This is a genomic window from Marinobacter zhanjiangensis (assembly GCF_014651935.1).
GTDB lineage: Bacteria > Pseudomonadota > Gammaproteobacteria > Pseudomonadales > Oleiphilaceae > Marinobacter > Marinobacter zhanjiangensis.
The window spans coordinates 177,393-203,157 of the sequence record NZ_BMXV01000005.1; the positions used below are offsets into that span (position 1 = coordinate 177,393).

Annotated in this window: 25 protein-coding genes; 13 read left to right on the forward strand and 12 right to left on the reverse strand. The window is 62.3% G+C overall.

What is annotated here, in order from left to right; all coding sequences use genetic code 11:
- Window positions 1–42: 42 nt before the first annotated feature.
- Genes cmoB through IE079_RS11870 form a run of 4 tightly spaced genes read right to left on the reverse strand, consistent with a single transcriptional unit; the run spans window position 43 to window position 3,259 of the window.
- On the reverse strand, window positions 43–1,038 hold the full coding sequence (gene cmoB / locus IE079_RS11855) for a tRNA 5-methoxyuridine(34)/uridine 5-oxyacetic acid(34) synthase CmoB (protein ID WP_189576678.1): 996 nt from the start codon (window positions 1,036–1,038) through the stop codon (window positions 43–45).
- A gap of 14 nt (window positions 1,039–1,052) precedes the next feature.
- On the reverse strand, window positions 1,053–1,814 hold the full coding sequence (gene cmoA, locus IE079_RS11860; RefSeq protein ID WP_189576679.1) for a carboxy-S-adenosyl-L-methionine synthase CmoA: 762 nt from the start codon (window positions 1,812–1,814) through the stop codon (window positions 1,053–1,055).
- A 10-nt stretch (window positions 1,815–1,824) separates the two neighbouring features.
- Window positions 1,825–2,190 (reverse strand): PA3694 family proteiin, encoded by a 366-nt coding sequence (locus IE079_RS11865; protein WP_227712468.1) that lies wholly within the window; start codon window positions 2,188–2,190, stop codon window positions 1,825–1,827.
- A gap of 49 nt (window positions 2,191–2,239) precedes the next feature.
- Window positions 2,240–3,259: a serine/threonine protein kinase gene (locus IE079_RS11870; RefSeq protein WP_189576680.1), complete on the reverse strand. Its 1,020-nt coding sequence runs from the start codon at window positions 3,257–3,259 to the stop codon at window positions 2,240–2,242.
- Between the two features lie 346 nt (window positions 3,260–3,605).
- Between IE079_RS11870 and IE079_RS11875 the strand changes: the two genes are divergently transcribed.
- Window positions 3,606–4,709, forward strand: coding sequence for an NAD(P)/FAD-dependent oxidoreductase (locus IE079_RS11875; RefSeq protein ID WP_189576681.1), 1,104 nt, complete (start codon window positions 3,606–3,608; stop codon window positions 4,707–4,709).
- Here IE079_RS11875 and IE079_RS11880 read toward each other — a convergent pair.
- Window positions 4,659–5,498 (reverse strand): ComFC family protein, encoded by an 840-nt coding sequence (locus IE079_RS11880; RefSeq protein ID WP_189576682.1) that lies wholly within the window; start codon window positions 5,496–5,498, stop codon window positions 4,659–4,661. The two genes, IE079_RS11875 and IE079_RS11880, sit on opposite strands and share 51 nt — an antisense overlap.
- A 49-nt stretch (window positions 5,499–5,547) precedes the next feature.
- Here IE079_RS11880 and bioB point away from each other — a divergent pair, with 49 nt between their 5' ends.
- From bioB to IE079_RS11920, 8 genes are all read left to right on the forward strand, one after another.
- Complete coding sequence (bioB, locus tag IE079_RS11885; protein ID WP_189576684.1) at window positions 5,548–6,603, forward strand: biotin synthase BioB; 1,056 nt, start codon at window positions 5,548–5,550, stop codon at window positions 6,601–6,603.
- Window positions 6,603–7,784 carry an 8-amino-7-oxononanoate synthase gene (gene bioF, locus IE079_RS11890; RefSeq protein ID WP_189576686.1) on the forward strand — a complete coding sequence of 394 codons (1,182 nt, stop codon included), beginning with the start codon at window positions 6,603–6,605 and terminating at the stop codon, window positions 7,782–7,784. The genes bioB and bioF overlap by 1 nt, the downstream gene beginning before the upstream one ends.
- Before the next feature lie 116 nt (window positions 7,785–7,900).
- Window positions 7,901–8,602 (forward strand): dethiobiotin synthase, encoded by a 702-nt coding sequence (gene bioD, locus IE079_RS11895; RefSeq protein ID WP_189576688.1) that lies wholly within the window; start codon window positions 7,901–7,903, stop codon window positions 8,600–8,602.
- A gap of 259 nt (window positions 8,603–8,861) precedes the next feature.
- Window positions 8,862–9,107, forward strand: a complete 246-nt coding sequence (locus tag IE079_RS11900) for a flagellar biosynthesis protein FlgE (RefSeq protein WP_189577060.1) — start codon at window positions 8,862–8,864, stop codon at window positions 9,105–9,107.
- Between the two features lie 198 nt (window positions 9,108–9,305).
- On the forward strand, window positions 9,306–10,004 hold the full coding sequence (locus IE079_RS11905; RefSeq protein ID WP_189576690.1) for a putative metalloprotease CJM1_0395 family protein: 699 nt from the start codon (window positions 9,306–9,308) through the stop codon (window positions 10,002–10,004).
- A 240-nt stretch (window positions 10,005–10,244) separates the two neighbouring features.
- Window positions 10,245–12,044, forward strand: a complete 1,800-nt coding sequence (locus tag IE079_RS11910) for an acyl-CoA dehydrogenase C-terminal domain-containing protein (protein ID WP_189576692.1) — start codon at window positions 10,245–10,247, stop codon at window positions 12,042–12,044.
- Between the two features lie 277 nt (window positions 12,045–12,321).
- Window positions 12,322–14,112, forward strand: coding sequence for an acyl-CoA dehydrogenase C-terminal domain-containing protein (locus IE079_RS11915; RefSeq protein WP_189576694.1), 1,791 nt, complete (start codon window positions 12,322–12,324; stop codon window positions 14,110–14,112).
- Between the two features lie 136 nt (window positions 14,113–14,248).
- Complete coding sequence (locus IE079_RS11920) at window positions 14,249–14,512, forward strand: hypothetical protein (protein ID WP_189576696.1); 264 nt, start codon at window positions 14,249–14,251, stop codon at window positions 14,510–14,512.
- A 3-nt stretch (window positions 14,513–14,515) separates the two neighbouring features.
- Here IE079_RS11920 and holA read toward each other — a convergent pair whose 3' ends face one another.
- The 3 genes from holA to leuS are packed head-to-tail and all read right to left on the reverse strand — an operon-like array spanning window position 14,516 to window position 18,686.
- Entirely contained in the window at window positions 14,516–15,517 is a 1,002-nt protein-coding gene (gene holA, locus IE079_RS11925) for a DNA polymerase III subunit delta (RefSeq protein ID WP_189576698.1), read from the reverse strand.
- A complete protein-coding gene (locus IE079_RS11930) occupies window positions 15,514–16,068 on the reverse strand; it encodes an LPS-assembly lipoprotein LptE (RefSeq protein WP_227712470.1) in 555 nt (184 codons plus the stop codon). Before IE079_RS11930 ends, holA begins: the two co-directional genes overlap by 4 nt.
- Before the next feature lie 32 nt (window positions 16,069–16,100).
- On the reverse strand, window positions 16,101–18,686 hold the full coding sequence (gene leuS / locus IE079_RS11935) for a leucine--tRNA ligase (protein ID WP_189577062.1): 2,586 nt from the start codon (window positions 18,684–18,686) through the stop codon (window positions 16,101–16,103).
- A gap of 168 nt (window positions 18,687–18,854) precedes the next feature.
- Between leuS and IE079_RS11940 the strand changes: the two genes are divergently transcribed.
- The 4 genes from IE079_RS11940 to ung all read left to right on the forward strand — a co-directional run bounded on the left by IE079_RS11940 (window position 18,855) and on the right by ung (window position 22,960).
- Window positions 18,855–19,415 carry a zinc ribbon-containing protein gene (locus tag IE079_RS11940; RefSeq protein ID WP_189576701.1) on the forward strand — a complete coding sequence of 187 codons (561 nt, stop codon included), beginning with the start codon at window positions 18,855–18,857 and terminating at the stop codon, window positions 19,413–19,415.
- 124 nt (window positions 19,416–19,539) lie between these two features.
- A protein-coding gene (gene prfB / locus IE079_RS11945; protein WP_189577064.1) for a peptide chain release factor 2 occupies window positions 19,540–20,635 on the forward strand; the annotation gives its coding sequence in 2 pieces (ribosomal slippage) (window positions 19,540–19,611 and window positions 19,613–20,635; 1,095 coding nt in all).
- A gap of 54 nt (window positions 20,636–20,689) precedes the next feature.
- A complete protein-coding gene (lysS, locus tag IE079_RS11950) occupies window positions 20,690–22,222 on the forward strand; it encodes a lysine--tRNA ligase (RefSeq protein ID WP_189576703.1) in 1,533 nt (510 codons plus the stop codon).
- A gap of 3 nt (window positions 22,223–22,225) precedes the next feature.
- Window positions 22,226–22,960 (forward strand): uracil-DNA glycosylase, encoded by a 735-nt coding sequence (gene ung / locus IE079_RS11955; protein WP_189576705.1) that lies wholly within the window; start codon window positions 22,226–22,228, stop codon window positions 22,958–22,960.
- A 107-nt stretch (window positions 22,961–23,067) separates the two neighbouring features.
- On the opposite strand, the gene IE079_RS11960 is transcribed toward ung, so the two are convergent.
- The 4 genes from IE079_RS11960 to IE079_RS11975 form a co-directional block, all read right to left on the reverse strand.
- On the reverse strand, window positions 23,068–23,901 hold the full coding sequence (locus IE079_RS11960; protein WP_189576707.1) for an HDOD domain-containing protein: 834 nt from the start codon (window positions 23,899–23,901) through the stop codon (window positions 23,068–23,070).
- An 83-nt stretch (window positions 23,902–23,984) separates the two neighbouring features.
- A complete protein-coding gene (gene ygfZ, locus IE079_RS11965; RefSeq protein ID WP_189576709.1) occupies window positions 23,985–24,983 on the reverse strand; it encodes a CAF17-like 4Fe-4S cluster assembly/insertion protein YgfZ in 999 nt (332 codons plus the stop codon).
- Window positions 24,973–25,491 (reverse strand): hypothetical protein, encoded by a 519-nt coding sequence (locus tag IE079_RS11970; RefSeq protein WP_189576711.1) that lies wholly within the window; start codon window positions 25,489–25,491, stop codon window positions 24,973–24,975. Before IE079_RS11970 ends, ygfZ begins: the two co-directional genes overlap by 11 nt.
- Window positions 25,475–25,735 (reverse strand): FAD assembly factor SdhE, encoded by a 261-nt coding sequence (locus IE079_RS11975; RefSeq protein ID WP_189576713.1) that lies wholly within the window; start codon window positions 25,733–25,735, stop codon window positions 25,475–25,477. The genes IE079_RS11970 and IE079_RS11975 overlap by 17 nt, the downstream gene beginning before the upstream one ends.
- Window positions 25,736–25,765: the final 30 nt, after the last annotated feature.

Genomic DNA, 25,765 nt, shown 5'->3' on the forward strand with positions numbered 1-25,765 from the left:
AAGCGGCCATCGCTCAGGGGCTTTCGTATTTCAGGCGTAGGATTATCCGGGCTTGCGGGCGATAATGGTTGCCCTGCGGGGGCCGGGATAACCTTCGATAGTGCGGGTGGGGTCATTCGGATCCAGGAAATGTTCCAGCGACTGGAACTGCATCCAGTCCGTGGCCCGCTGCTCTTCCGTGGTGGTTATCGTCATATCCACCACTCTCGCTTCTTCCAGGCCGGCCCGGGCCATCCACCTCAGCAGGGTATCGCAGGACGGCAGGAACCAGACGTTGCGCATGCGGCCGTAGCGGTCCTCGGGCATCAGGGTATATCCCTGCGGGCCTTCCACCACCAGGGTCTCGAGGACCAGTTCACCGCCGGGGCGCAGGGTATCCTTCAGTTCCAGCAGATGGTCGATGGGCGAACGCCGGTGATAGAGCACGCCCATGGAAAAGGTGGTATCAAAATATTCCAGGGGTCGGGCCAGCTCCTCGATACGCAGTGGCAGCAGGTCGACCGGTGACGCCGGCTGGTAACGTTTTACCGCCAGAAACTGGCACAGGAACAGCAGGCCCGGATCGATACCGATCACTTCCGCCGCGCCGGCGCCGAACATGCGCCACAGGTGGTAGCCGGAACCGCACCCCACATCGAGTACGCGGCGACCTTCCAGGCTGGAGAGGGCCGGCGCCACCCGGTCCCATTTCCAGTCGGAGCGCCACTCGGTGTCGATCAGGGTGCCGAAGAAGCGGAACGGGCCCTTGCGCCAGGGCATCAGCCCCCGCAAGCCCTGTTCCATTTGTTCCGATTCCGGGCTCGACAGGGGCACCAGGCTGTCCACCGTCACTTCGCTGCGATCATTGTAGACAATCGCATCCCGCCGGTCGGGCAGTTGATTCAGGGCAGCCTGCCAGCGGGGCAGGTCACCATGGGGGTTCTCTACAAAGCGGCGATGCAGTTGTTGGTGGATGGCTTCCGCCCAGTCCTGCCAGCCTTCCTTCTCAAGGCGCAGCAGCATGTCTGACCAGGTGGTCCGCCAGTTGAACTCCGCCATTGTCAGCTCCTCAGTCAGGCCGGCTTGAAGGCCAGCATGGATACGAAATTGAAGCACTGGTACCAGACCATGATGTTCTCGAACCCGGCCTGTTCCAGCCGTTGGCGGTGTTGTGCCAGTGTTTCGGGAATCAGTACCTGTTCCAGGGCTGAACGTTTCTGGCTGATCTCCATGTCGGAGTAGCCATTGGCGCGCTTGAACTCGTGGTGCAGGCGGGTCTGGGTATCCTGCTCGTTGGCGCTCTCGAAGCGGATTTTTTCCGACAGGATCAGTACACCACCGGGGCGCGTGGCCGCCGCGATGCGCGCCAGCAATTCGACGCGCCGCTCCGGATCCACAAACTGCAGGGTGAAGTTCAGTGTGGTGACCGAGGCGTTCTCGATGGGGGTGTCGAGGATATCCTCGCAGCGTAACTCCACCGGCAGCGGGTGATCGTCGAGGGCGATGAAGTGCTCACATCGCTCGATCATGGCGTCGGAGTTGTCCACCCCTGTCAGGGTGCAGCCGGAGGCCGGCATGCCATGGCGCATGGCCAGGGTCGACGCGCCCAGGGAGCATCCCAGGTCGTAACAGCGGGATCCGGGTTGCACATACTGCTCGGTAATCACCTGAATCATCGGGATGATGGTGGTGTAGCCGGGCACCGAGCGCCGGATCATGTCCGGGAAGACCCGGGCCACGGCGGCATCGAAGCGGAAATCCTGTCGCGGCTGGTCCGCCGCGTACAGGGTATCCAGGGCCTGGGCGGATTTTGTCGGTTTGCGGTTATCGGTCATGGGGTTGCTGTCACTCGTTATCCTGACCGGCCTGGTCGTTCTGGCCGCCATTTTTGCCCAGTGCCATCGGGTGGCAGCGCACGCCACGGTTCTTGTAGTCCACCAGGATGCCCCGGTACTCGGGGTCCGCGTCGGCGGCAATGGCCAGGAAGCCGTTCTCGCAGGTGGCATGCAGTTCCGACAGCCGGGAGGACATGCGAAACGGCTCGTCCGGGGTAATGTGGATGGCCTCGAACTGGCCCACCGGCACATGGTCCTTGTTGTCGCTGTGGCTGATCTTGCCACTGAGCTCCAGCACCAGGACGGTGCCAATAATGCTGGCGATCGCGGTAACGATCAGGCTGCGGATGGTAAACGTGGCCTCGCGTTGGCTCATGGTGTCTCCGAATGCATGGCAGAGGGGGTTAAGTGTCCCGTCCGGGACACTAGTACTGGCCGGGAATGTTCAGCACCGGCCCCTGCAGGGCGGCAAGCTGTTCCCGCAGTGACAGAATCTGGTCGGACCAGAACCGGGGCTGGGCGAACCAGGGAAAGAAGCGGGGAAAGGCCGGGTCGTCCCAGCGCTGGGCCAGCCAGGCGCAGTGGGAAAGCTGGCGGTAGCAGCGCAACGGCTCGATCAGATAGCGTTCCCGGCGGTTGAAGTCCCGGAACATTTCGTAGCCTTCCAGCAGCTCACCGAACTGCAGGCTGCGTTCCTGGTCGTCGCCGTTAAGCAGCAGCCAGAGGTCCTGAATGGCCGGCCCGCTGCGGCAGTCGTCCAGATCCACGAACAGCAGCCGGTCTTCCCTCACCAGGATGTTGCCGGCGTGGCAATCGCCGTGCAGGCGGATGCTGGTCAGTTCGCCGGCTTCCTCGACAAGGCGGGCGCAGCCGTCGATCAGGTCCGGAATCAGACTGTCCCAGGCCGGGCGAAGATCCTTCGGTACCCAGTCATTTTCCGTCAGGTAGCGGCTGAAATCGGTAATGGCGGGCAGGATCGACATGGCAGGCCGGTGCCGGAACGGTTTGCTGGCGCCGATATTGTGTAGCTGCCCCAGCCACTGGCCCAGCCGATAGAGGGTGTCCGGGGTGCTGGTGTCCGGTGCGTGCCCTCCGCGCTGGGGAAATACCGCAAACAGGAACTCCCCGCCACGCCCCAGGGTGCCGCCGGAGGGAAGCCGCAGCGGCGCCACCACCGGCACGCCGGCTTCTTCCAGTTCCAGGGTGAAGTCATGCTCCTCGCGGATCTGCGCTTCAGTCCAGCGGCCGGGGCGGTAGAACTTGGCGATCACCGGCTGGGCATCATCGAGACCGATCTGGTAGACCCGGTTCTCGTAACTGTTCAGGGCGAACAGCCGGCCGCTGACGGGAAACCCCTCGTCCTCCACCGCATCCAGGAGAACGTCCGGTTTCAGGGCGTCGTAGGGATGGCTGCTGGCACTGGCCGACTGTTGGTCCGAGGACATGGTGCTCCCGTTGCGTCTTGCGAATAAGAGAGACAGTATACCGTTTCTGTTGCCGACAGTTCAGTGCTGGTGTGCCTTAACACAAGTTTATCGATTGTCAGCGAGCCTGTGTGAACGTTGGGCAAGGCGCACGAGTGCAGGACTGGTGGGCCAATTCAAGCGAGTGCAACACAGCCCAACGTTCACACAGGCTCGCCCTGCGGGAGTCCGCCATGCCCCTCAGGCCGGTGTTGCGCCTCTTGGCAAGGGAACCACCCTTACCGGCGAGTCGCGCCTTGGCCTGAGGGGCATGGCGGGCTCTGACAGTCGAGAAACTTGTGTTAAGGCACACTAAGAAGGAGATGTTTTGGAAACCCTGGAAATCGATACCGTGGTGATCGGCGCCGGCGTGGTGGGGCTGGCGGTAGCCCGTGAGCTGGCCCGGGCGGGCCAGCAGGTTATTGTGCTGGAAGGCGCCGGACACTTTGGCGAGGGTATTTCGTCGCGAAACAGCGAGGTGATCCACGCCGGCCTCTATTATCCGCAAGGCTCTCTCAAGGCCCGCCTTTGTATAGAGGGCAGGGAGCTTCTATACGATTACTGCCAGCGTTTCCCGGTAGGCCACCGTCAGACCGGCAAATGGCTAATCGCCAGCGACCACAGTCAGCTTGAGCGGCTTGATCAGGTGCATCGGGCGGCTCAGGCCAACGGCGTCGGGCTGCAGGTGGCGGAACAGGACCAGCTGGCCCGGCAACTGCCGCATGTCACCGCGGCGGCCGGACTGTTTTCGCCACGCACCGGCATTATCAGCAGCCATGACCTGATGGTATCGCTGCTTGGCGAGCTGGAGGCAGAGGGCGGTCAGCTGGTCTGCCACGCACCGGTCGAGTCGGCTGCAAGCGATGGCCAGGGGCACTGGCTGACGGTGGGCGGTGCCGCGCCCTGCGAGTTACGCTGCCGGCGAGTGGTGAACGCCTCCGGCCTGGCTGCCATAGACTTGGCCCGGTCATGGCAGGGCCAGGACCCGTCAACCTGTCCGCAGGCCTGGTATGCCCGGGGCGTGTACTTTGCCTACAGTGGCAAACACCCCTTCGACACCCTGATCTATCCGGTGCCGGAACCCGGCGGACTGGGCGTGCACCTGACCCTGGATCTGGCCGGCCAGGCCCGCTTCGGCCCCGATGTGGAGTGGATTCCGGAGCCCGACTATACCGTTGACCCGGAGCGCCGCAGTGCCTTTGCCAAGTCCATCCGGCGCTGGTGGCCGGGGCTGGATCCTGACCGGTTGCAGCCGGCCTACGCCGGGGTGCGACCCAAGCTGGCGGGACCGGACGCGGGTTTCATGGATTTTCGCATCGACGACGAACGCCACCACGGCATTGCCGGACTGGTACACCTGCTGGGCATTGAGTCACCTGGGTTAACTGCCAGTCTGGCTATCGCCCGCGAGGTCAGAGAACGACTGGCCTGAGCGGGTTGATTGTGCCGGTGTTCGGGCCAGCGCCCAGATTTCCACGGTCTGTGCACCGTGTTGTCTTAGCAGGGCTGCCAGGGTGCGGGCCGTGGCGCCGGTGGTGACCACATCGTCCACCAATGCAACGTGGGCGGGCACCTCGCCAGTTACCTCGAAAATCCCTTTAAGGTTCGACAGCCGCTGTCGCCGGTCCAGGCCGGATTGGGCGGCAGTGGCACGGGTTCTTCTCAGCAACTCACTGCTCCAGGGGATGCCGGTGGCAAGGCTGAGCGTCTCGGCGATGTCCGCCGCCTGGTTGAAGCCACGCTTGCGCTGGCGCTTGCGGTGCATGGGGGCGGGGATCAGCAGTTGAGGTTGCGGGTTCGGGTCTTGCTCAATCGCCTGATGCACCAGGGCGCCGAAATCCGCCAATAACGGGCGGACAAAGTGCCGCTGCCCCCGGTATTTGTAATGGCCGATCATGCGGTCCACGGGAAACTGGTAGCACCAGGGGATGAAGGCCCGGGTAAAGGCCGGTGGTTGCCTGATGCATTCACCGCAGATGAGGCTGGCAGCGGGTGCCGCCAGGGTCAGCGGCAGTCCACAGCGGTAGCAGGCGGTGGTATTGCGCGGCAGGTCCTGCCGGCAGCCCGGGCAAAGTCCGTCGGTTGCATCGTGTGCCAGGCAGGTGACGCACAGATCCGGCAACAGTGGACGAGACCGGCGGGATTCTGGTGCGCGCCGGCCGGGAAATCGGTTAACCAGACGGTGAAATACGGTTGACAGGGAAGCGAGGGACTTTATCATGCGGTTTATCCGTAAACCTGATTCGCGCAAAAGTTAACAGGATAAACCCATGACTGCTACCGCCATCCGACACGACTGGTCCCTTCAGGAAATCAACGAGCTGTTCGCGCTCCCCTTCAACGACCTGATCTTCCGGGCCCAGGGTGTCCACCGGCAGCATTTTGATCCCAACGAGGTTCAGGTCAGTACCCTGCTATCCATCAAGACCGGCGCCTGTCCGGAAGACTGCAAGTACTGCCCCCAGAGTGGCCACTACAACACCGGTCTGGAAAAGGAAAAGCTGCTGGAAATCGAGCAGGTAGTAGCGGAAGCCAGGGCCGCGAGAGAGAAGGGCGCTTCCCGGTTCTGCATGGGTGCTGCCTGGCGCAGTCCCACCAAAAAAGACATGCCCTATGTCACCGAAATGGTTCGTCAGGTGAAATCCCTGGGCCTGGAAACCTGCATGACCCTGGGCATGCTCAATGACGACCAGGCCACCGAACTGGCCGACGCGGGGCTGGACTACTACAACCACAACCTGGATACCTCCGAGAAGTACTACAGCCACATCATCACCACCCGCACCTACCAGGATCGCCTGGATACCCTGGAGCGGGTCCGCAGTGCCGGCATGAAGGTCTGCTGTGGTGGCATCATGGGCATGGGCGAGGATTCCGACGACCGTTCCGGTCTGCTGATGCAGCTGGCCAACCTGCCCCACCATCCGGAAAGCGTGCCCATCAACATGCTGGTCAAGGTCGCCGGTACCCCCATGGAGGACGTAGAAGACCTCGACCCCTTCGAGTTCGTACGTACCATCGCCGTGGCCCGAATCCTCATGCCGAACTCCCACGTGCGCCTGTCCGCCGGCCGCGAGGACATGAACGACCAGATGCAGGCCCTGTGCTTCCTGGCCGGTGCCAACTCCATCTTCTACGGCGAAAAACTGCTGACCACCGCCAACCCGGAAGCGGACCATGACCGCCAGCTGTTCAACCGTCTCGGTATCCGCCCGGAAGAGCGTGACGTCAACCACACCGAAGACGAGCACGAAGAAGCCCTGGTTAACGCCCTGGAGGAAGAGCGCAACCGTCACCTGTTCTACGACGCCGCCCAGATCGCCTGATGCGCGACTTCGCCGCCGAACTGGAGCAGCGCCGCGAGGCAGGGCTCTATCGGGTACGCCGCCAGATGTCCGGCCCCCATCAGCCGCTGCTGACGGCCGACGGTGACCCGGTGCTGGCCTTCTGCTCCAACGACTACCTGGGGCTGGCCAGTCACCCGGAGCTGGTGGCTGCCGCAACCTCCGGCCTGGACGAACACGGCCTGGGTGGCGCCTCGTCCCATCTGATCTGCGGCCACCACGGCGAACACCACCGCCTGGAAGACAAACTGGCGGCCTTTACCCGGCGCTCCGGGGCACTGTTCTTCTCCACCGGCTACATGGCCAATGTGGGCGTGATTACCGCACTGGCGGGGAAGGGCGACACCATCTTCTCGGACGCTCTCAACCACGCCTCCATTATTGACGGCTGCCGCCTTAGTGGCGCCAGCGTGCGCATCTATCCCCACGGCGATACCGCAACCCTGGCCGAACAGCTGGCGGCCACCGAAGGCCACAAGCTGGTGGTGACCGACGGCGTGTTCAGCATGGACGGCGACATCGCGCCATTGCGGGAACTGGCAACCCTGTGCCGTCGCCACGACGCGCTGCTGGTGGTGGACGACGCCCACGGCTTCGGCTGTATCGGCCCGCAGGGCAGGGGAGCCGTGCTGGAAGCCGGCCTCACGGAAGATAATGTGCCCCTGGTCGTGGGCACCCTGGGCAAGGCCTTCGGCACCAGCGGCGCCTTCGTTGCCGGCCCGCCCCTGCTGCTGGACTACCTGGTGCAGAAAGCCAGATCCTACATCTACACCACCGCCATGCCCCCGGCCCTGGCTACTGCCTCCTGCCGCAGCGTGGAACTGGTGGAGCAGGATGAACACCGCCGCACCCACCTGACACGGCTGATCAACCGGTTCCGCTCGGAAGCGGCAACCATGGGCTACGACCTGATGCCCTCGGCAACCCCGATCCAGCCCATCATGATCGGCGACCCACGTGAAGCCATACGCCTCAGCGGAGAGCTGGAAAAGCGGGGGCTACTGGTCACGGCGATACGACCGCCCACCGTACCCCACGGCGAATCGCGGCTCCGGGTCACCTTCAGCGCATCCCACACCGACGAGCAGCTGGACCAGTTACTCGCTGCCCTGCGTGAAAGTGCGCCCAAAATCGTGGCAGACCGGGCCCTGTCCAGTGTCTGAACGGGTCTCCGGCGCCTGTTGGCTATAATCTGGCGATGAACGCCCTACAAGTCGTCAGCGTATACATGAACCCTAACCATCGAACCTGCTCCTTACTTCATCGGGAGGACTGAACCTTGGCCAGACGAACCTATTTTGTCACCGGCACCGACACCGAAGTCGGCAAGAGCGTGGTCTCTGCGGCCATCCTCCGGAAAGCCGCGGACCTGCACTTGCGCACCGTCGCCATGAAACCCGTGGCCTCCGGCTGCGAACAGACACCGGACGGCCTCAAAAACGAAGACGCCCTGCTGCTGATGGAGCACATGACCGAGGCGCTGCCCTACGAACAGGTCAACCCCATCGCCCTGGAGCCGGCCATCGCCCCCCATGTCGCCGCCGCCCAGGCCGGCCGCAAACTCGCCACCCAACGCCTGGTCGGCCTGGCCCGCGGCCTGATGATGAAACCCGCCGACCTGATGCTCATCGAAGGCGCCGGCGGCTGGCGTGTGCCCCTCAACGAGCGGGAAACCTACGCCCGCGTCCCCGGCGAACTGGGTCTGGGCGTCATCATCGTCGTCCCCCTGCGCCTGGGCTGCATCAACCACGCCCTCCTCACCGCCGAGGCCATCCGCCACGACGGCCTGACCGTCGCCGGCTGGGTCGCCAACCGGCCCGATGAAGCGGTCATGAGCTGCGAGGAAGAAACCCTTGATTTCCTGAAAGGGCATATGGGGGCGCCCTGCCTGGGAGTACTGCCCTGGTTGGCAAATCTGGATATAAAAGCATTGGCGTCGCAGCTGGATATTGAGCCCCTGACCGGCCGAACCACGGTCTAGTTTTTAAGGAGGACAGCACAGAAGTCCGAGAGCGAGCGATTGGGAACCCTGTTCCGGGACCTTCGAAAACAGGGACGTTTTCGAAGAGCCTACAGGGATGTATTCACGGCGTGTCCCGGAACAGGGTTCCCAATTGATCGCTCAGTCCGCCAAGTTCGAAGGCCTGGCTCAGCAACATTCCGTAACCAAATCTGTTTGAATTATATACACACCTGTGGCCCACTATAGTCTGGTTCGGAGTCCGGAGAGCAGTCCCATGATGATCAACAATTCGCTGAATATTGGCATCCAGGGTATCCAGGACGGCATGCAGGGAATGGAAGGTGCTGCCCGCAAGATCGCCCGCGGCGGCGCAGATGGCCCCCGTGGCACCGCCGAAGGCGGCAATAGCATGATCGAGCCCATCATCGACCTGAAGCTCTATAAACGCAGCGTCGAAGCCTCCGCCCAGGTGGTCAAGACCGCCGACGAAACCCTCGGCACCCTGCTGGATCTCAAAGCCTGACGTGGTGTCCCGCTTGGTTAATTCGTTGACCTACTGCGCGACCTCGCGCCCTTCGGGAGCCACTGAGAGCCTTGATAGCTGTGTTGCACTGACTCGATTTGGAACCACCAAACCTTCGCCACTGCGCCTTGCTCTCAAGGCTCTCAGTGGCTCAGTAGATCAACGAATTAACCAAGCGGGACACTAGCGGGCCTGGCCATGGCAATATCCTCCGCATTACCGTCCGTTACCCCGTTCCCGGTACAGCCGGCCACCGCTCGTGGCAGCGTACCACCGGTCACTGCCTCGGAAAGCCGCAGCATCGCCGAATCCCGCAACCCGGAAACCGCCCGCGCCACCGACGAAACACCGGAAAACCGCGACGCCCGCAACGAACAGCGCCCCGACGCCGGGCAGGAAAAAAGCGGCCAGAACGGCCAGCAGCTCGAGGAAGCCCAGCTCAAGGAACTGCGGGAACTGAAAGCCCGTGACCGGGAAGTCAGGGCCCACGAGCAGGCGCACCAGGCTGTTGGCGGTCAGCACGCGGGCTCCGTCAGTTATACCTACCAGCGCGGCCCCGACGGCAACCAGTATGCCGTGGGCGGTGAAGTATCCATTGATCTGTCCCCGGTACAAGGCGATCCCCAGGCGACCATCGAAAAAATGCGCACCGTACGCGCCGCCGCCATGGCCCCCGCCGAACCCTCGGGGCAGGACCGCGCCGTGGCCGCCCAGGCCATGCAGCTGATGCTCCAGGCGCAGATGGAACTCTCCTCCGGGCAAAGCGCCGATGGCGAAAATGGCCAGGACAGTGAACCCGGTCGCAACCAGAGTATCAGCGCCGCCAATGCCTACCGGGACGTTTCCGGACTGGCTGACCCTGCCAGAGACAGGTCCTCCTTTCAGGCCGTTGCCTGATACCTCTCCTTCGCCTGCCACCTCTCTGTCCAAAATACCCGCTTGTGCCCGGGAAATGTCTTGACAACACGACTGCTATAAACGTATGTTTCAAACAGCTGTTTGAAGCGACCATTAGAGAATATCGCTGAGCATCAAATCCCGGACTTCCGGTTTGCCCTGACAGGGATTGACCGGTTTAACCAGTAATACCATCAGGCCCGATCTGTGATCGAACCTGATCGACGTGAGGTGAATTTCATGCCCGAATATAAAGCGCCCCTGCGTGATATCCAGTTCGTAATGAAGGAGCTGCTTGGCAGCGAACAGCATTATGCTTCCATCGAGGGTGCGGAAGACGCCACCCCGGACATGGTGGATGCCATTATCCAGGAAGGTGCCAAGTTCTGTGAGCAGGTGCTTTCACCCCTGAACCAGGTAGGTGACCGCGAAGGCTGCACCCTGGGCGAAGACGGCGTGAAAACCCCCACCGGTTTCCGTGAAGCCTACCAGCAGTATGTCGAAGGCGGCTGGCCCTCCATGACATCCGACACCGAGTATGGCGGCCAGGGCCTGCCCAGCTCCGTGGGTATCGTGATGAGCGAAATGGTGGGCACCGCCAACTGGTCCTGGGGCATGTACCCGGGGCTGAGCCACGGCGCCATGAACACCCTGGAAGCCCACGGCACCGAAGAACAGAAGCAGACCTACCTCACCAGGCTGATCAGCGGTGAGTGGACCGGCACCATGTGCCTGACCGAGTCCCATTGCGGCTCCGACCTGGGCACCCTGCGCACCAAGGCCGAGCCCAACGCCGACGGCAGCTACAGCATTACCGGCACCAAGATTTTCATCTCCGCCGGCGAGCACGACATGGCCGATAATATCGTCCACATCGTACTGGCGCGTCTGCCGGGTGCCCCGGAAGGCACCAAAGGTATTTCGCTCTTTATCGTACCCAAGTGCCTGCCCAATGAAGACGGCGCCGCTGGTGAGCGCAACGCCCTGTCCTGTGGCTCCCTGGAGCACAAGATGGGCATCCACGGAAACGCCACCTGCGTGATGAACTTCGACGGCGCCAAAGGCTGGCTGATCGGGCCCGAGAACAAGGGCCTGAACTGCATGTTCACCTTTATGAACGTAGCCCGTATCGGTACCGCCATCCAGGGCCTGGGCTCCGCCGAGCTGGGCTTCCAGGGTTCGCTGGCCTATGCCAAGGACCGTCTGGCCATGCGTTCCCTGTCCGGTGCCAAGAACCCGGACGGTATCGCCGACCCGATCATTGTGCACCCCGACGTCCGTCGCATGCTGCTGACCCAGAAAGCCGTCGCAGAGGGCGCCCGTGCCCTGATCTACCTGGCGGCACAGCAGTCCGACATTGTGGTTCGCGGCAAGACCGAGGAAGAGCGCAAGGCCGCCGACGCCATGCTGGGCTTCCTGACCCCGATCGCCAAGGCGTTCCTGACCGAAATCGGTTACGAATCCGCCAACCTGGGCATGCAGGTCTTCGGTGGCCACGGTTTCATCTCCGAGTGGGGCATGGAACAGAACGTTCGTGATGCCCGTATCGGCACCATCTACGAAGGCACCACCGGCATTCAGGCGCTGGACCTGCTGGGTCGCAAGGTGTTGATGAGCCAGGGTGAGGCGCTCAAGCAATTTACCAAGATCGTTCACGTATTCTGCAAGGAAAACGCCGACGACGAACAGATGAAGGAATTCATCGAGCCGCTCCAGAAGCTCAACAAGGAGTGGGGTGACATCACCATGAAGCTGGGCATGACGGCCATGCAGAACCGTGAAGAAGTGGGTGCCGCTGCGGTGGACTACCTGATGTACTCCGGTTATGCCGTCTTCGCTTACCTGTGGGCCCGCTCCGCCAAGGTGGCCCTGGGCGCGATGCGGGAAGGCACCCCCGAGGAAGCCTTCTACAATGCCAAGGTGCAGACCGCGCGCTTCTACTTCAAGCGCCTGCTGCCGCGCACCCGTACCCACGTGGAAACCATGTTCGCCGGTGCCGACAGCCTGCTGGACATGCAGGAAGAGCACTTCGCGTTTTAAGGAATGCTGACTGACCACGGCCGCCGGGTGGCGGTCGGGGTTGATCATGGCTTCCTGCCGGTTTCGGCCCGGGAGTCTGTTCGGTATACACTTGCAGACTTCTGATGCCAGTCCAGCCCGCATTCCGCAAGGAGGCGGGCTTTTTTGTTACCAGGGGCCAATCCAAACTGGTGCATCCGGATCGATGCGTTAAACTGTGGCTCCCCGATAATAATCTGTATCCGGCAACGGACAGTACATTCAATACCCCCATACCGACAGTAGTGGAGAAAACCTGATGGCTGACTACAAGGCCCCGTTACAGGAAATCCGATTCGTGATGAACGAGGTGTTCGACGCCCCGTCACTCTGGGCGTCCATGCCCCGTCTGGCAGACCGTGTGGACCCGGATACCGCCGACGCCATTGTCGAGGAAGCCGGCAAGGTCACCACCAATGTCATTGCACCCCTGAACCGTGAAGGCGACGAGCAGGGTTGCCAGTGGAACAATGGCGAGGTCACCACCCCTGAGGGCTTCCGCGAAGCCTACCAGACCATCGTGGAAGGCGGCTGGAATGGCCTTGGTGGCAATCCGGACTTTGGTGGCATGGGTATGCCCAAGACCCTGGTGGTGCAGTTCGAAGAGATGCTGCAGGCCTCCAACATGGCTCTGGGCCTGGCTCCCATGCTGACCGCCGGTGCCTGCCTGGCCCTGGACGCCCATGGCAGCGAAGCGCTGAAGGAAAAGTATCTGCCCAATCTTTATTCCGGCGTCTGGTCCGGTTCCATGGACCTGACCGAGCCTCACTGTGGCACCGACCTGGGCATCATGCGTACCAGGGCGGAACCGCAGGGCGACGGCAGCTATCGCCTCACCGGCACCAAGATCTTTATCACCTGGGGCGAGCACGACATGGCCGAGAACATCGTCCATTTCGTACTGGCCAAGCTGCCGGACGCCCCCAAGGGGCCTAAGGGTATCTCCCTGTTCCTGGTGCCCAAGTTCCTGGTCAATGACGATGGCTCCCTGGGCGAGCGCAACGAGTTCAGCTGTGGTTCCCTCGAGAAGAAAATGGGCATCAAGGGCTCCGCCACCTGTGTCATGAACTTTGATGGCGCCAAAGGCTGGCTGGTGGGTGAAGAGAACAAGGGCCTGGCAGCCATGTTCACCATGATGAACTACGAGCGCCTGGGTGTGGGCATCCAGGGTCTCGCCGCTGCCGAGGCGTCGCTGCAGAGTGCCCGGGAATATGCCTTCGAGCGCACCCAGAGCCGCGCTCCCACTGGTGCCCGCAACCCGGACAAGGCGGCAGACCCGCTGGTGGTCCATCCGGACGTGCGGCGCATGCTGCTGACCATGAAAGGCTATGTGGAGGGCGGGCGTGCCTTCTCCACTTACGTCGGGCAGTGGCTGGATATCGCCAAGTTTTCCGACAACGATGATGACCGCAAGAAGGCCGAGGGCCTGGTAGCGCTGCTCACTCCGGTCGCCAAGGCGTTCCTCACCGACCGCGGCTTCGATATGTGTGTGGTGGGCCAGCAGGTCTTCGGTGGTCACGGCTACATCCGTGAATGGGGCCAGGAGCAGTTGGTGCGGGATGCCCGTATTACCCAGATCTACGAGGGTGCCAACGGCATCCAGGCCCTGGATCTCATGGCCCGCAAGGTGGTGGGTAGCCAGGGCAAGCTCTATGAACTGTTCGCCGAAGACATGGCGGCCTTCATCGAGGAGGAACAGGCCAATCCGGCCCTGGAGCCTTTCCTGAGCCCCCTGGCCGCGGCCCTGGAGCGTCTCTCCGATGTCACCGACCAGGTGCTGGAGCAGGCCAAGGACGATCCCGATGCCCCGGGTGCGGCGTCGGCGGATTACACCAACCTGTTCGGCATGACCGCGTTGGCCTTCATGTGGGCGAAGATCGTGGTGGCGGCCGCTCCCAAGGCCGAGGGCGACAGCTCCGGCTTCTACAGCGGCAAGCTCAAGACGGCACAGTTCTACTTCCAGCGCATGCTGCCCCAGGCAGTGGCTCTGGCGGAGAGTGTACGCAGTGGCAGTGGCTCCATGATGAAGCATGCCGACAACGAGTTCTGATCCAGATCAACAGGCATGCGATTAACCACAAGAGGCCGGCATTTGCCGGCCTCTTGTGGTTGGGGCCAATTGACACCATGTCTCTGACAGGCGCATGGTTAAACAGCCCAACAAGCCATTACCAGGGGAGGTAAGCATGAGCATGAAAGACGATCTCAACAAACTCAACGAAACCGTCAAACAGTACCGGGACGAACTGCGTGTCCAGATGCACCTGGCCCAGCAGGATGTCCGTGACGAGTGGGATGACCTGGATGAATACTGGGACAAGTTCCGCCAGAAGCTGGACGATATCCGCCACGATGCGGATGGCGTCGGCCAGGACACCCGGGAAACCGCTTACAACCTGGGTGAAGAACTGAAAGCCGGGTATGAGCGTATTCGCAAGCGGCTGAAGTAGGCGTTACTGCCTCAGCAGCGTGGCCAGGTCCGACAGGTGATGCCAGGGGGGCAAGTCGCCGAAGCCCTTGGCAGCGCGGTCGGCATTGCTGCACAGGTTCAGGGCCTGGTGCAGTTGTGGGGTATTCAGACGTCGTGCCGCCTGTTCAATCGCCCGGGCGCGTTGGGGCTGAAACACGCCGTTTTTCTTGAGAAAAGTGCCGGGCACTTCCCGGTTCTTCATGGCCTGTTGCAGGGCCAGGGTCATGTTGATGTCTCTCACCAGCATGGCCAGCAGGCCGAGAGGATTCTCGCCTTCCTGCCTCAGCGTGGCGATGACCTTCTGGGCATGGGCCGCGCGGCCCGCCAGCAGATCGGTAATCACCTCGAAGATATTGAAGCGCGCACTGTACTGCACCGCATCTTCCACCACATCCTCGTTGATGGTCTTGTCCGGTGTCAGCAATTCCAGGCGGTCCAGCTCCTGGCTGGCGGCCAGCAAGTTGCCTTCCAGTCGCTCTGCAAGCAGGTTGAGAGCGCCCTGGGTCAGGGTCAGCCCCCGGGACCGGGCCCGTTGCTGTAGCCAGCCCCCGAATTTGTCGGGGTCGATGGGCCACACGGTTACATGCACGCCGGCTTTCTGCAGCTGCTTGTACCACTTGCGTTTGGTTTCAGCCGCATCCAGCCGCGCGCTGATCAGCAGCAGGAGAATGTCGTCAGCGGGTTTGATCAGAGCCTGCTCGATCACGTCGCGACCATCACCCAGTTTGCCCGTGGGCAGGTGAATCTCGATCCGGCGTTGTTCGGCGAACAGTGACATGGCGCTCAGTTCATCCCGCACCGCCCCCCAGTTCAGGTGCTGGTCGGCGTAGTAGACCTGGCGGTCATTGAAGCCTGCGCCCCGGGCCCGGGTGCGGATCTGGTCGCAGGCCTCCTGCACCAGCAGTGGCTCATCCCCGGAGACCAGATAGACCGGCGCCAGGGATTTCTCCAGCGCCGGGCCCAGTTGTCCGGGGTTGATCTTCATGGTGACGTCTTCTGCTGCTCTTCGGTGGCTTCCAGGATCTCGTCGATGCGCTGCTGATCGAAAGCCACCAGCCGGTAGCCGATCTGCCGTACCAGGTTGTCGTACAGCTGCTGTTCGATTTCCTGTTGTTCCCGGCGTTTGGCGAGCACGCTGTCGGAATCATAGCGGTAGCTCTGGGCGGCGCTGACATCGGTCTCCGCCAACAGGGGAATACCATCCCGCGTTTGCAGGGCCACACTCACTGTCTGGCGCAGCTCGTATTCGGCGGCCTCGGCCTGGGCGGTGATGGCGCTGGTGCGCTGGTTCTGCCGGAAATTGCCCAGCAGAAGCAGGTGGGCGGCCTCTTCACGGGTGTCGGCGAGTTCCACGTTGCCGATGGTGAACTGCGATTTCAGCGAGCGGCACAGCTCGGTGGGAACGTCGTCCTGGCAGCCGACCCACAGGGGTTCCAGGGCCGAAGGTACCGGTGAGGCACCACGCAGCTGGAACCCGCAGGCACTGACCACCAGGGCCAGCAGAGCAAGGGGCAGAGCATTTCTGAGCGTTTTCATTGCCATCTCCCGGGCTGACCCGCTGGTGTCTGTCAGTTGGCGACCACGTTAACCAGTTTGCCTGGCACCACGATCACCTTACGGACTGTCTTGCCTTCGGTGAAGCGGGTAACGTTGTCGTTTTCCAGGGCCAGTTTCTCCAGATCGCCCTTGCCAATATCAGCCGGCACATCGGCCTTGGCGCGAACCTTGCCGTTCACCTGCAGCACCACCTGGATCTGGCTGCGCACCATGGCGCTCTCGTCGGCGATGGGCCAGCGGGCATCCACCACCGGCTCATCGTGACCCATGGCCTGCCACAGAGCATGACAGACATGGGGCGCAATGGGTGACAGCATCAGTACAGCGGCGTCCAGGGCTTCCTGGATCACGGCCCGGTCCTGCTCTTCGTCTGCTTCCAGCCGGCCGACGTCGTTCAGCAGTTCCATGATCGCAGCGATGGAGGTGTTGAAGGTCAGCCGACGGCTGATGTCGTCGCTGACCTTGGCAATGGTCTCGTGGGTCTTGCGGCGCAGGTCCTTGCGGGCCTCGCTCAGCTGCTCCACGTCAATGGCTGCAACCGGCCCACCGGCGGTGTGCTCGCGAACCAGGCGCCACAGCCGTCGGAGGAAGCGGTTGGCACCTTCCACGCCACTGTCGGACCATTCCAGGGACTGCTCCGGCGGCGCCGCGAACATCATGAACAGGCGTACGGTGTCCGCCCCGTACTGGTCGATGATGGCCTGGGGGTCGATGCCGTTGTTCTTTGACTTGGACATCTTGGTGACGCCGCCGATCTCCACCGGCTGGCCGTCTTCTTTGGACACTGCCTTTACCACCTGGCCCTTGGTGTCCCGCTCCACGGTGACATCGGAAGGGGCGATCCAGGTGGTCTTGCCGGCGTCGTCGGTGCGGTAGTAGGTTTCGGCCAATACCATGCCCTGGCACAGCAGACGGTTGAAGGGTTCTGAGCTGTCCACCAGGCCCACGTCACGGAGCAGTTTGTGGAAGAAGCGGGCATAAAGCAGGTGCAGGATGGCGTGCTCGATACCACCGATATACTGGTCCACCGGCAGCCAGTAGTTGGCCGCGGCCGGGTCCAGCATGCCCTTGTCGTAGTTGGGGCTGCAGAAGCGGGCGTAGTACCAGGACGACTCCATGAAGGTGTCGAAGGTGTCCGTTTCCAGAGTGGCCGGCTGGCCGTTGTACTCGGTTTTCGCCCATTCCGGGTCCGCCTTGATCGGCGACTGCACGCCGTCCATCTGCACGTCCTCCGGCAGGCGCACCGGCAGCTGGTCGTCCGGTACCGGCATCTCGGTGCCGTCTTCCAGGGTCATCATGGGAATGGGGGCTCCCCAGTAACGCTGGCGGGATACGCCCCAGTCCCGCAGGCGGTAGTTGACGGTACGCTTGCCAATGCCGTTCTTTTCCAGGTGATCGGCGATCGCCTCGAAGGCTTCCTCGCTGGTCAGGCCGCTGTAGCTTCCGGAGGACACCAGGGTGCCGGTCTCGGTGAAGGCCTCTTCCTGCACGTCCAGTTCGCGACCATCGAGGGCGGCGATAACCTGCTGGATCGGCAGGCGGTACTTGCGGGCGAACTCGTGATCGCGCTCATCGTGTCCCGGTACCGCCATCAGGGCGCCGGTGCCGTACTCCATCAGCACGAAGTTGGCGACCCACACCGGGATCTCTTCCTGGGTGAGGGGGTGGATGGCCTTGTAGCCGGTGTCGATACCTTTCTTGTCCATGGTGGCGAGTTCCGCCTCGGCCACCTTGCTGTTGCTGCACTCGTCCACGAAGCGGGCGACATCGGTGTGTTCTTCCGCCGCCTTTTTCGCCAGCGGATGCTCCGCCGCCACCGCCATGTAGGTGACGCCCATGAGGGTATCCGGGCGGGTGGTGTAGACGGTCAGGCCATCGTCACGGCCCTTCAGCGGGAAGGTCAGCTCGGTACCCACGGACTTGCCGATCCAGTTACGCTGCATGGTCTTGACCTGCTCGGGCCAGTCTTCCAGCTGGTCCAGATCGGCCAGCAGCTCTTCGGCATAGTCGGTGATGCGAATGAACCACTGGGGAATCTTTTTCTGTTCAACGGGTGCGCCGGAGCGCCAGCCGCGGCCATCCACCACCTGCTCGTTGGCCAGTACGGTCTGGTCCACCGGGTCCCAGTTGACGGTGGACATCTTCTTGTAGACCAGGCCCTTCTCGTACAGACGGGCGAAGAACCACTGCTCCCAGCGGTAGTAGTCCGGGTCGCAGGTGGCCAGTTCGCGGTTCCAGTCGTAGCCGAAGCCCAGCTGCCTGAGCTGCTGTTTCATGTAGTCGATGTTGGAGCGGGTCCATTTGGCGGGCGCCGACCTGTTGGCAATGGCGGCATTCTCGGCCGGCAGGCCGAAGGCGTCCCAGCCCATGGGCTGCATCACATTCTTGCCCTGCATGCGCTGGTAACGGGAGATCACGTCGCCGATAGTGTAGTTGCGCACGTGGCCCATGTGCAGCTTGCCACTGGGGTAGGGGAACATGGACAGGCAGTAGTATTTGGGCTTGCCGGGCTCCTCCTTCACCGTGAAGGTGTCGTTGTCTTCCCAGAATTTGCGGGCATTCTGCTCAACATCGCGGGGATTGTATTGCTGGTCCATTCCTGCCATTGCCGTACGGTACCTTGTGTCGAAAGAGGCCCAAAGCCTCTGTCAGAAAAGAGTGAATAAGAGGGCCGGACATTCTAACGTACTGGCGGCACAACAGGTAGCCTGCCAAATGGCCTGCTTTGTGCCACACTGGACAAAATAACCCTGTAAGGAGTGGCCATGACCGACCAGGACAGAAAAGATCAGCCAAAACAGCTCTCAAGCCAGGCCCTGAAGGCCTATGACCGGATGCTCGAGCGGGTCGAGTCCCGCCTGGCAGAAACCGAGGAGCGCACCCTGGACACCCTGCGCGAGGAAATCGATGACGCGGTGGAGTTCGAGTCCGAACTCAAGCGCCTGACGCGGGATGAGGCCAGCCTGCTCGCCGCCTACCTGCGTCGCGACCTGGAACACCTGGTAACCTACGTGGAAGGCACCGGTGAGGGCCTCAGGGAATGGCTGCAACTGGACCTGTCACTACTGGAGCACAAGCTGGCGGACCTGCTGTTCTCCATCGCCGACAAGACCCGGCTGGACACCCTCGAGCTGGACCAGAAACTCCACAACGAGGATGTGACCCACTACCTGGCGGGTGAAGTGGCTACCGCCGGCATGTTCCGCTGCCTCAGCTGCGGCCACATGAAATGCCTCACCGCCACCAGCCAGCTGGAACCCTGTGAAGCCTGTGAAAGTCACTACTTCGAACGGGTCTCCGGGCAGTGGCCCGAACGGTCCCAGTGACAGGCTGAACTGAGCCCGATTTTCCGGTAGAATCCTGCCTCTGTTTTCAGGACCCTCCGGCGCGGCACCCGATGCTGTTTCCGGAGGTTCCGCAATGCCATTGACCAACACGAGTAAGGGTTCCATGGAAATCAATCCCATTGTTACGAAGATCAAGGAACTTCGTGAGCGCACTGAAGCGCTCAGGGGGTATCTTTGACTACGATCAGCGTAGTGAGCGACTGACCGAAGTCGAACGTGAACTGGAACAGCCCACGGTGTGGGATGATCCGGACCGCGCCCAGGCCCTTGGCAAGGAGCGCGCAGACCTGGAGCTGATCGTCCGCACGATCGATAATCTCTCCACCGGCCTCGATGACGCCGACAGCCTGCTGGAAATGGCGGCAGAGGAAGAGGACGAGGGAGCCGTGAACGACATCGAGTCGGATCTGGCCCGGATGGACAAGGAGCTGGAAAAGCTTGAGTTCCGCCGCATGTTCTCCGGTGAAATGGACGCCAACAACGCCTATCTGGACATCCAGTCCGGCTCCGGCGGCACCGAAGCCCAGGACTGGGCCAACATGCTGCTGCGCATGTACCTGCGCTGGGCCGAGCGTCGTGGCTTCAAGGCTGAAATCGTCGAACTCCAGGAGGGGGATGTGGCCGGCGTCAAGAGCGCCACTGTCCATATCCAGGGGGACTACGCCTATGGCTGGTTGCGCACCGAGACCGGCGTCCATCGCCTGGTGCGCAAGTCGCCGTTCGATTCCGGCAACCGACGTCATACGTCCTTCTCATCGGTGTTCGTGTCGCCAGAGGTGGATGACAGCTTCGAGATCGAGATCGACCCGTCAGACCTGCGTGTGGACGTGTATCGCGCTTCCGGTGCCGGCGGCCAGCACGTCAACCGGACCGAATCGGCGGTGCGCCTGACCCACAACCCCACCGGTATCGTGGTGGCCTGTCAGGCTGGTCGCAGCCAGCATCAGAACAAGGACAAGGCCATGAAACAGCTCAAGGCCAAGCTGTTCGAGCGGGAGATGCAGGAGCGCAACGCCGAGAAGCAAAAGCAGGAAGATGCCAAGGCTGATATCGGCTGGGGCAGCCAGATCCGCTCCTATGTGCTGGACGACGGTCGCATCAAGGACCTGCGCACCAAAGTGGAAACCAGCAGTACCCAGAACGTTCTGGATGGCGATATCGACAAGTTCATCGAAGCCAGCCTGAAGATGGCGCTGTAACCGGCGCCGTCACCACCGTTTTAACCCGGAAATCCCGACCTATCGTGAGTGAACATGACTGACCACAACCCGAACGCCACCCATTCCGAGGATAACAAGCTGATTGCGGAGCGCCGCGCCAAGCTGGCCGAACTGCGCGAGAGCGGTCATCCATTCCCCAACGACTTCCGCCGTGACGCCACCGCCGCCGAGCTGCAGCAGAAATACGGTGACAAAACCAAGGAAGAGTTGGCGTCCATGGGCATCCAGGTGGCGATTGCCGGCCGCATGATGCTGGACCGCAAGGCGTTCAAGGTGGTCCAGGACATGACCGGTCGCATCCAGATCCATGCCTCCAAGGAGGTTCAGAAGGACACCAAACACTGGGATCTGGGGGATATCGTCGGCGTTCGTGGCACCCTGTCCAAGTCCGGCAAGGGCGATCTCTACGTGACCATGGACGAGTACGTGTTACTCACCAAGTCGCTGCGCCCGCTGCCGGAAAAGCACAAGGGGCTGACCGACACCGAGGCCCGCTACCGCCACCGGTACGTGGACCTGATGATGAACGAGGACAGCCGGCGGGTATTCTACGCGCGCTCGAAAATCATCAGTGTGATGCGCCAGTATTTTACCGAACGGGACTTCATGGAGGTGGAAACCCCCATGCTGCAGGTGATTCCCGGTGGCGCGTCAGCGAAGCCGTTTGTGACCCACCACAACGCGCTGGGTATCGACATGTACCTGCGTATCGCCCCGGAGCTTTTCCTCAAGCGCCTGGTGGTGGGTGGTTTCGAGCGGGTATTCGAGATCAACCGCAACTTCCGTAACGAGGGGCTGTCCACGCGCCACAATCCCGAGTTCACCATGGTCGAGTTCTACCAGGCCTATGCGGACTATAATGACCTGATGGACCTCACCGAAGACATGGTGCGGACCATCGCGGAAAAGGTCCTGGGGACCACCACCGTCACCAATACCCGCACCCGGGGTGACGGCAGTGAGGACACCATCGAGTACGACTTCGGCAAGGCCTTCGAGCGGCTGACGGTGGTGGACGCCATCCTGCGCCACAATCCGGACATCACCCGTGAGCAGCTGGCGGACGACACCCGGGCGCGCCAGGTGGCGAAGGAGCTGGGTATCCAGCTCAAGGCCGGCTGGGGCCTGGGCAAGGTGCAGATCGAGATCTTCGAGGCGACCGCCGAGCACCGGCTGATGCAGCCCACCTTCATCACCGACTATCCGAAGGAAGTGTCGCCCCTGGCCCGTTGCAAGGACAATGACCCGTTCGTCACCGAGCGTTTCGAGTTCTTCGTTGGTGGTCGAGAGATCGCCAATGGCTTCTCGGAGCTGAACGATGCCGAGGACCAGGCCGAGCGCTTCCTGGCCCAGGTGGCGGAAAAGGACGCCGGTGACGATGAAGCCATGTTCTATGACGAGGACTACGTCATGGCCCTGGAGTACGGCCTGCCGCCCACCGCCGGCGAGGGCATCGGTATCGACCGCCTGGCCATGCTGCTGACGGACTCGGCGTCCATCCGTGACGTCATCCTGTTCCCGGCCATGCGCCCGGAACAGAAGGCCGGACACGGGCACGGAGAATAACCCATGACCCCGGTCGAAGGACTGGCGCAGCAACTGCGCCCCGGCTGTGGCTGGGACCAGTACCTTGCCGATGAATTCCGTCAGCCCTACATGGAACAGCTGGCGGAGTTCCTGGCCAGCGAGGAGCGGACCGACAAGGTGTTGTTTCCGGAAAGCCGCCACTGCTTCAACGCTCTCAACAGTACACCGCTGGATCAGGTGAAGGTGGTGATTCTGGGGCAGGACCCCTACCACGGCCCGGGGCAGGCCCATGGCCTGTGCTTCTCGGTCAGGCCCGGTGTGCAGGTGCCGCCGTCGCTGGTGAATATCTTCAAGGAAATCCAGGACGACCTGGGCATCGCCCCGCCGGATCACGGCTGCCTGCAGCCCTGGACGGAGCAGGGCGTACTGCTGCTCAATGCGGTGCTGACGGTGGAGCAGGGTAATGCCGGCGCCCACCAGGGCAAGGGCTGGGAAACCTTCACCGACAAGGTCATCGAAACCATCAACCAGCACCGCCAGGGCGTGGTGTTCCTGCTCTGGGGCAGTTATGCCCGCAAGAAGGGACGCATCATCGATCGTGACCGTCACCTGGTGCTGGAGGGTCCACACCCTTCCCCGCTCAGTGCCTACCGCGGTTTCTTCGGCTGCAGACACTTCTCCCGCGCCAACCAGTGGCTGCAGGAACAGGGCCAGACGCCGATCGACTGGTCCCTGCCCAGCAAGGCGGAATTGCTGGAGCGGTATAAGAAGAAATAGCGGGTGGATGGGTCGCTGTAAACTTGGTCCTCTCGTCGAGTCAAGGGGGCTAAACCGAGTATGCGACGAACGTTCCCTCTCCCCAACGAGGGAGAGGGGCTAAAGCATCACTTCAGCAAAGCCATAGCCGCATCCATCTGCGCGTTCAGATCCTCTTCCTGACTCATATCCATATTCGGATCCAGCCCCAGCCGGTCGAATGCGCTGATCGTGGACCAGTCCATCTCGTTCACCGGATGCCGGGTACCTGCCAGCAGTTGCAGATTGGCGACCATGACCAGATCCGCATAATCCGCGGAAGCCACCTGGCGCTTGTAGTTCTGGTACTCCAGCGGCACCAGCTGCAGCTCTTCCGGAAACTCCCAGCGCTTGAGGATGGTGGCGCCGATGCGCGGGTGAATCTCGTCGACCACATTGTCCAGCATCACGCTGCTGACCTGCACATCGCGATCCTCCACGTAGCGAAGGATGGGCAGCACACCGATCAGATGCACCAGCCCGGCCAGGGTCGCCTGGTCCGGCTTGAGACGGGTGTAGTGTTGCGCCAGCACATGGCATACACCCGCCACCTCGGTGCTGGTCTGCCAGGTGGCGCGCAGACGCTTGTCGATCATGTCCGTGGTGGCCTGGAACATCTGCTCCATCGCCAGACCCATGGCCAGGTTGCTGGTATAGGCCATGCCCAGGCGGCTGACCGCCATGTTCAGGTTCTCGATAGCCCGCGAACCGCGGAACAGCGGGCTGTTGCAGACCCTTATCAGGCGAGCCGACAGCGCGGTGTCATTGCTGATGACCTTGACCAGATCAATGATTGAAGAGTCTTCGCCTTCGGCAATGTCGCGTACCTGCAGAGCGACTTCCGGAAGCGTCGGTAATATCAGCTTGTCGCTCTCGATGGCCTCCAGGATATCGTTACGAATGGTGTCAACAAAGTTGGACATAGTGTGTTCGGGTCCCCGATCCTATTGATAACATCTATTAACGGATACTGTTATAGCAGAAGGCGGCGGGTTTTCCTGTCACCTTATGTATCCGTGGGATTTTCCTCCACTTCTTCCCTTTCGGGAACCGTATAAGGCAGTGGCAGAATGGTCAGTGGCTGCCCGCTTTCCTGCAGCTGCAGCTCGCTACCGGCCGCCGCATGTTTGAGCACCCCCAGCAGTTCCACGCTGCCGTCATCCAGGGCCACGGAGCGCACCACCTCGCCCACCGGCTTGCCATCAGCAACCATCGCTGACCCGGCGGCCGGGGTATCGCCGCCGGAGGCACCCAGCCGAAACAGACTCTTCTTGAGCTGCCCGAGGAAGTGCATGCGGGCGATGATTTCCTGGCCGGTATAACACCCTTTTTTGAAGTGGATCCCCTGCAGGTGTTGCCAGTTCAGCATCTGCGGTACCCAGGTTTCGCGGGTTTCCGGTTCCAGCTCGGCAATGCCGGCGGCGATTTCGCTGGCGTCCCAGTCTGCCAGGGTTGCCTCCCCAAGGTTGTCGAGTCTTGCCTGCTGGGCCTCGGAACGTCCTGAAGGCAGCCATAGTTCGAACCGGCCGACGCCTTCCGGGGTGCTGTTGGTGCGCACCAGGTAGCCTCCCTCGACGGCCGTGCTCGCACTGGCGCTACCGGGCAGGGCGCTTTTGTCTCCGGACAGAGCCGTCGCGGCCTCCTCGCCGAACAGGCCAAAAACCTGGCCGTCGTCCAGTCGCTCCATCGAGGTTCCCCGGAACAGCATCAGGTACTTGTTGAGGTGGCGGGCCACCTCGTCGGCGATGGAGGCGGGCATCGACAGCAGGATGTCTTCACCGTCGCGCACCAGCCGGGTCAGCAGGTAGGCACGACCCTTCGGCGTGCTGGCCGCGGCGCGGGGGGAATAGCCGGCGGCCACATCGGCCAGATTCTGGCTCATTTGTCCCTGCAGGAAATCGTCGGTGCCAGGGCCGCTGATGCGATACAGGACCCGGTCGGAAAGCAGCGCAGCCGCCGGCAGTTCCGGGTGTTTGCGGGCAACGGGCTTTGCGTCAGTGGTCATGGTGCTGGCCTCCGGGCCATAGACGTTGCAGTGCATTTTTATGTGAGACTGGGGATTGTATGGGGGCGGGCGCCTCCGGCATCAACCGCAGCCAGGTTCGCAGCCGCCGCAGTGCCTCCGGCGGAGCGTTGCCGCCGGGCTTACGGATCAGTACGGCCTGCCGACGGCCGCCGCCCTGCATATCCTGTAGTGCCAGAAACAGGAACCGGCCGGAGAGCCGGCTTTCCGGTAATGGCCGCATCTCGGTTGTGGTGTGGTCCGCCAGGGTAACGAACAATCGCGGGCCCATGGTGACCAGCCGCACCACCGCGCGGGGGTGGGTCAGGGTGCCGCACCGACGCCATCGGTCCACAGCGCCTGCCAGCGCCAGGGGCATGGACAGTGCAACCCAGGGCGAGCTGTACCCGGCGCCAATCAACACGGCCAGCGACAGCCCCAGCCAGGGTCCGGCCGCCAGCAACCCGGCAAGCCGGGATGGCGACAATGGCAGATCAATCCGGTTGTACACGGTCCAGAATCAGCTTCACGATGCGGCGCAGATCCGGATCGTCCGGCTCGCTGCGCTGCATGAACCACTCGAACATGTCCGTGTCCTCGCATTCAAGCAGCTTGTGATAGCACTGCTGGTCTTCCTCTGGCAGGGAGCGGTAGGCCTCCTCCAGGAAAGGCAGTAGCAGGACGTCCAGTTCCAGCATGCCGCGGCGGCTGTGCCACCACAGGCGGTTGAACTCGGGGTTGCTCTTTTCGGACATTGACTCAGTGCTCGCTTGAAAGTGAGGTGC

Bases quoted from the DNA above. Each gene is read 5' to 3' on its own strand.
- cmoB (WP_189576678.1), bottom strand. From the start codon at position 1,038: ATGGCGGAGTTCAACTGGCGGACCACCTGGTCAGACATGCTGCTGCGC.
- IE079_RS11865 (WP_227712468.1), bottom strand. From the start codon at position 2,190: ATGAGCCAACGCGAGGCCACGTTTACCATCCGCAGCCTGATCGTTACC.
- lysS (WP_189576703.1), top strand. From the start codon at position 20,690: ATGACTGACCACAACCCGAACGCCACCCATTCCGAGGATAACAAGCTG.
- bioF (WP_189576686.1), top strand. From the start codon at position 6,603: ATGCGCGACTTCGCCGCCGAACTGGAGCAGCGCCGCGAGGCAGGGCTC.
- IE079_RS11900 (WP_189577060.1), top strand. From the start codon at position 8,862: ATGATCAACAATTCGCTGAATATTGGCATCCAGGGTATCCAGGACGGC.
- cmoA (WP_189576679.1), bottom strand. From the start codon at position 1,814: ATGACCGATAACCGCAAACCGACAAAATCCGCCCAGGCCCTGGATACC.
- leuS (WP_189577062.1), bottom strand. From the start codon at position 18,686: ATGGACCAGCAATACAATCCCCGCGATGTTGAGCAGAATGCCCGCAAA.
- ung (WP_189576705.1), top strand. From the start codon at position 22,226: ATGACCCCGGTCGAAGGACTGGCGCAGCAACTGCGCCCCGGCTGTGGC.
- IE079_RS11880 (WP_189576682.1), bottom strand. From the start codon at position 5,498: ATGATAAAGTCCCTCGCTTCCCTGTCAACCGTATTTCACCGTCTGGTT.
- IE079_RS11915 (WP_189576694.1), top strand. From the start codon at position 12,322: ATGGCTGACTACAAGGCCCCGTTACAGGAAATCCGATTCGTGATGAAC.
- IE079_RS11940 (WP_189576701.1), top strand. From the start codon at position 18,855: ATGACCGACCAGGACAGAAAAGATCAGCCAAAACAGCTCTCAAGCCAG.
- IE079_RS11920 (WP_189576696.1), top strand. From the start codon at position 14,249: ATGAGCATGAAAGACGATCTCAACAAACTCAACGAAACCGTCAAACAG.
- IE079_RS11905 (WP_189576690.1), top strand. From the start codon at position 9,306: ATGGCAATATCCTCCGCATTACCGTCCGTTACCCCGTTCCCGGTACAG.
- bioB (WP_189576684.1), top strand. From the start codon at position 5,548: ATGACTGCTACCGCCATCCGACACGACTGGTCCCTTCAGGAAATCAAC.
- IE079_RS11960 (WP_189576707.1), bottom strand. From the start codon at position 23,901: ATGTCCAACTTTGTTGACACCATTCGTAACGATATCCTGGAGGCCATC.
- holA (WP_189576698.1), bottom strand. From the start codon at position 15,517: ATGAAGATCAACCCCGGACAACTGGGCCCGGCGCTGGAGAAATCCCTG.
- ygfZ (WP_189576709.1), bottom strand. From the start codon at position 24,983: ATGACCACTGACGCAAAGCCCGTTGCCCGCAAACACCCGGAACTGCCG.
- IE079_RS11930 (WP_227712470.1), bottom strand. From the start codon at position 16,068: ATGAAAACGCTCAGAAATGCTCTGCCCCTTGCTCTGCTGGCCCTGGTG.
- IE079_RS11910 (WP_189576692.1), top strand. From the start codon at position 10,245: ATGCCCGAATATAAAGCGCCCCTGCGTGATATCCAGTTCGTAATGAAG.
- IE079_RS11975 (WP_189576713.1), bottom strand. From the start codon at position 25,735: ATGTCCGAAAAGAGCAACCCCGAGTTCAACCGCCTGTGGTGGCACAGC.
- IE079_RS11870 (WP_189576680.1), bottom strand. From the start codon at position 3,259: ATGTCCTCGGACCAACAGTCGGCCAGTGCCAGCAGCCATCCCTACGAC.